Source organism: Mesorhizobium sp. M0060, from assembly GCF_040323155.1.
Lineage (GTDB): Bacteria > Pseudomonadota > Alphaproteobacteria > Rhizobiales > Rhizobiaceae > Mesorhizobium.
Genome location: NZ_JAMYUP010000123.1, coordinates 1 through 5,150 on the forward strand (window position 1 = coordinate 1; position 5,150 = coordinate 5,150).

3 protein-coding genes are annotated in these 5,150 nt (G+C 64.5%); 2 read left to right on the forward strand and 1 reads right to left on the reverse strand.

The features are described 5' to 3' along the window. Positions 1 to 498 precede the first annotated feature (498 nt). Together NKJ94_RS36820 and NKJ94_RS36825 are read left to right on the forward strand one after the other, a co-directional pair. A complete protein-coding gene (locus NKJ94_RS36820; RefSeq protein ID WP_352532628.1) occupies positions 499 to 1,602 on the forward strand; it encodes an efflux RND transporter periplasmic adaptor subunit in 1,104 nt (367 codons plus the stop codon). Continuing rightward, complete coding sequence (locus NKJ94_RS36825; protein WP_352532624.1) at positions 1,599 to 4,802, forward strand: efflux RND transporter permease subunit; 3,204 nt, start codon at positions 1,599 to 1,601, stop codon at positions 4,800 to 4,802. Before NKJ94_RS36820 ends, NKJ94_RS36825 begins: the two co-directional genes overlap by 4 nt. A 32-nt stretch (positions 4,803 to 4,834) precedes the next feature. Here NKJ94_RS36825 and NKJ94_RS36830 read toward each other — a convergent pair. Further along, positions 4,835 to 5,150: hypothetical protein (locus tag NKJ94_RS36830; protein WP_352532626.1), on the reverse strand; the 316-nt coding region annotated here is incomplete at its 5' end.

Genomic DNA, 5,150 nt, shown 5'->3' on the forward strand with positions numbered 1-5,150 from the left:
GACACCAGCCGCAAATCGAAATCCCCATAACCATCGCCTGTGGCCCGCGGGTTCCTTCCTCGGGGACTTTCGTACGCCTGCCGGCGCCCGAAACTCTTCACGATAGCGGAATGGCGGCTTTAACGTTTGAAGAAGCATTGCGGACGTTCAGCCCGACGGGACCAAGGTCTGCTCCCGGGTCTAGCCGCCCCGTCTCAATGGCGTCCCGGGCCGCCCGGTGGATCTGCGTCGCCAGTGGCGGGTGGCGAGGCAGCCACAGGGTGGACATTTCAGCCCACATGGAAAATGATCATGTTGCCATGCACAACACTGTAGTGCCCTGATCTCGACGAGAAGCCTGAGCGTAGAAGCGGATCAACCGACCTCCGGGTCCAGCGAGCGAGGACGCAAATGGACACCCCAGAGAATGGGCAATTGCATCGCGACGCGGGCGGGCGACCCCGTCGATCGGCCGGCTGGCTTGCCCGCGCCGCCGTGTCGGCGACATTCCTGCTCGGCATGGCTTTCAGCACTGCGTTTGCGCAGGACCAGCAGCTACCCGTGGTGACGGCGGCCAAGCCGGTGGTCCGTGAAATCGTCGAAGACGACGAGTTCGTCGGGCGCTTCGAAGCCGTCGACCAGGTCGCCATCCGCTCGCGCGTCAGCGGCTATCTGGACAAGGTCAGCTTCCAGGACGGCGCACTGGTCAACAAGGGCGACCTGCTCTTCACCATCGACCAGCGTCCGTACCAGGCGGCTTATGATGCCGCCAAATCGCAAGTGGACGTCGCCAAGAGTCTGCTCGGATTCTCCACGATGCAGCTGGATCGCGCCGACGAACTCGCCAAGACCGGCAATATCTCAACCGCGACGCTCGACGACCGCCGGCGGGAATACCTTTCGGCGCAGGCGCAGATGCAGGGCGCGACGGCTGCGCTGACGACGGCCAGCCTGAACATGGAATTCACCGAGATCAAGGCGCCCTTGTCCGGCCGCATCGACCGCCGGCTGGTGTCGGTCGGCAACCTCGTGCAGCCGGATTCCACCTTGCTGACGACCATCGTTACGCGCGATCCGATCGACTTCTATTTCGACGTCGATGAGCGCCTGTATTTCAGCTATGCCCGCGACGCGAAGGAGCGCGGCGGCAGCATGCAGGAAGGCGCCGGCGGGCTCGAGGTGGTGGTTCGCGTCGCCGACCGCGCGGAGGCGGTATTCAAAGGCAAGCTCGATTTTGCCGAGAACCGGATCGACAACGCGACCGGCACCATGCGGGTGCGTGCAAGGTTTCCCAACGCCGACGGCATTCTCCAGCCAGGCATGTTCGGGCGCATCAACGTGCCGGGGTCGCTGCCGCATAGCGGCGTGCTGGTGCCCGACGAGGCGATCGGCGCCGATCAGGATCGCCGCATCGTGTTCCTGGTGGATGAGGCCGGGATGGTGTCGGCGAAGCCCGTGCGCACCGGCCCGCTTCTCGACGGCTACCGGGTGATCCGCCAGGGCCTGACCGGCGACGAGACGATCATCGTCAACGGGCTGATGCACGCCAGGCCCGGCACGAAGGTGAAGGTCGAGATGGTGACGTTGCCGCCCAAGGCCGAGACCGCCGAGTTGCAGCAATGAGGTTCGCACATTTCTTCGTCGACCGTCCGATCTTCGCATCGGTCGTTTCGATCGTCCTGCTGATCCTCGGCGGGATTGCTTATACCCAGCTGCCGGTCGCGCAATATCCCGAGATCGCGCCGCCGACCATCGTCGTTCGCGCGCAGTATCCGGGCGCCGACGCCGAGACGGTCGCAGCGACGGTGGCAACGCCGATCGAGCAGGAGATCAACGGCGTCGAGGGCATGCTCTACATGTCGTCCTATTCGTCGGGCGACGGGGCGATGGCGCTGACCATCACCTTCAAGCTGGGCACCGATCTCGACCAGGCGCAGGTGCTGGTGCAGAACCGCGTGTCGGTCGCCGAGCCGCGCCTGCCCGAAGATGTCCGCCGCCTCGGCATCACCACCACCAAGAGCTCGCCCGACCTGATGATGGTCGTGCACATGCTGTCGCCCGACAACACCTACGACCAGCTCTACGTCTCGAACTACGCCCGCTCGCGGGTGCGCGACATACTGCTCAGACTAGACGGCGTCGGCGACCTCATCATCTTCGGCGAACGCGAATATTCGCTGCGCATCTGGCTCGATCCGGAAAAACTGTCCGCCCTGGGGATGACCTCGGGCGATGTGGTGCAGGCGCTGCGTGACCAGAACGTCCAGGTGTCGGGCGGCTCGATCGGCGCGCCGCCGACCAGCACCGGCACGGCGTTCCAGTACACGGTCACCACGCAAGGCCGCTTCAACGACGCACGCGACTTCCGATACGTGATCGTCAAATCGACCGACGACGGCCGCCTGATCTCGCTGCAGGACGTGGCGCGCATCGAGCTCGGCGCCAAGGATTACGTCACCAACTCCTATCTCAACGGCAAACCGGCGGTGGCGCTCGCCATCTTCCAGCGGCCGGGCACCAATGCGCTCGCCGCAGCCGCGGAGATCCAGGACAAGATGAAGGAGCTTTCCCGCGACTTCCCGAAGGGGTTGAGCTACGACATCGTCTACAATCCGACCGAGTTCGTCGCCGAGTCGATCCAGGAGGTCTACAAGACGATCCTCGAGGCGATGCTGCTGGTCATCATCGTCATCATCGTCTTCCTGCAATCGTGGCGCATGGCGATCGTGCCGATCGTGGCGATCCCCGTGTCGCTGATCGGCACGCTGGCGGTGCTTTACGCCGCCGGCTTCTCGCTCAACATGCTGACGCTGTTCGGCCTAGTTCTGGCGATCGGCATCGTCGTCGACGATGCGATCGTCGTGGTCGAAAACGTCGAGCGCAATATCGCCAGAGGGCTGGCGCCCAATCCGGCGTCGCACCTGACCATGGACGAAGTCGGAACGGCCGTCATCGCGATCTCGCTGGTGCTGATAGCCGTGTTCGTACCGACAGCCTTCATCCCCGGCATTTCTGGGCAGTTCTATCTGCAGTTTGCGATCACCATCGCGGTGTCGACGGCGATCTCGGCATTCAATTCGCTGACGCTTTCGCCGGCGCTGGCCGCACTGCTGTTCAAGCCGCATCACGCCGCGGCGGCGCCGCCGCGCTTTTTCCTGGCGCGGTTCGGACGGGCGCTCGCCGACGGCTTCAATCGCGGCTTCGAGAGGGTCGCCCATTGGTATTCGAGCATCATCCGCGTGCTGGTCGGCTCGTGGATAACGATCGCCGCCATGCTGGCCGTTTTCGCGGCCCTCATCTACGCCACGGTCTACATGGTGCAGGCGGTGCCGCGCGGTTTCATTCCGTCTCTTGACCAGGGCTATGCGATCGTCGTCGTCCAGTTGCCGGACGGCGCTTCGCTGTCGAGGACCGATGCCGTCATCCAGCAGGCGTCGCAGATCATCCAGAAAACGCCAGGCGTCGACTACGCAGTCGCCTTCGCCGGCTTCTCCGGCGCGACCTTCACCAACGCCAGCAACGCGGGCGTGATCTTCGCCAGGTTCAAGCCGTTTGACGAGCGACTGAAAGCCGGCCAGTCGGCGACCCAGGTCATCGGCAATCTGTTCGGCAGCCTGCAAAGCATCAAGGAAGCCTTCATTATCGCACTGCCGCCGCCGCCGATCCGCGGCGTCGGCAATGCCGGCGGCTTCAAGCTGCAGATCCAGGAGCGCAACAGCGCCGACATGCGGCAGATCCTGGCGCTTGCCTACGAAATCGCCGGCAAGGCCAACAAGACGCCGGGGCTGACGGGCGTGTTCACCACCTTCTCCGCGTCGAGCCCGCAATTCTTCCTGGCGATCGATCGCGACAAGGCGCGCATCCTGAACGTGCCGATCCCCAACATCTTCGAGACGCTGTCGATCAATTTGGGCACCGCCTACGTCAACGACTTCAACGCTTTCGGGCGCGTCTACCAGGTGCGGGCGCAGGCCGACCAGGCGTTCCGTCTCGATCGCGCCGACATCTTGAAACTGAAGGTGCGCTCGGCGACCGGCGCGCTGGTTCCGCTCGGCACGTTGGTCGAGATCCGCGACGTCACCGGCCCGGCGCTGGTCCAGCGCTACAACATGTACGTTTCGGTGCCGCTGCAGGGCAACGCCGCGCCCGGCGTTTCCACGGGCGACGCGCTGGCATTGATGGAAGGGATCACGGCAAAGACGCTGCCGGCCGGTACCTCCTATGAATGGACCGAGCTCGCCTATCAGGAGCGCAACACCGGCAATGCCGCTGTCTATATCTTCGGACTGTCGGTGCTGTTCGTGTTCCTGGCGCTGGCGGCGCAATATGAAAGCTGGGTGCTGCCGTTCGCCATTGTGCTGGTGGTGCCGCTCGGCGTGCTCGCGGCGTTGCTCGGCGTGTCGTTCCGAGGGCTGGACAACAACATCCTCGTGCAGATCGGCCTCATCGTGCTAATCGGGCTTGCCGCCAAGAACGCGATCCTGATCGTCGAATTCGCGCGGCAGGCGCAGGAACGCGGGCTGTCGGCCGCCGAGGCTGCCGTCGAAGCCTGCCGGCTCAGGCTGCGGCCGATCCTGATGACCGCCTTCTCGTTCATCCTCGGCGTCGTGCCGCTGATGATCGCAACGGGTCCGGGCGCAGAAATGCGCCAGTCGCTCGGCACCGCGGTATTCTCCGGCATGCTCGGCGTCACCTTCGTCGGCCTGTTCCTGACGCCGGTGTTCTACGTCACGCTCAGGTCGCTGTTTTCACGGCGCAAGCCGCGTGCCGAGGCCGAGCCTTCGGGGCCGGCAGAGGCGCCATCGGAGACGGCCGCCGAGTAGGGTTACGAATTCGCCGCGTCGGGCGCGGCTTATCACTCCAGAAAATCGGCGCGGCGCGGCAACGGCCACGATCTGCGCGACCTCGGCGTCGAGGTGTGGCGGAGACCCTGCTCGGTCTGATCCAGCCCAACAGCCGCATCCAGTTCAGCGAGACGATGCCGGGCGGCGAGGCCAATGCGATCTTCTATCTGGTCGACCAGGCGGGGCTTGAGGGCGCAACCGCGACCTCCGGAGTCCTCGCTTGCGATGTCTTCTGTGGATGGCTCCCGCGATGCAAGAGGTAATTCGACATTATGGCGCGTTGGTCGGGTGCAGTCTTCTGTCCGGCCTGTTGATGCAGCCATTCGA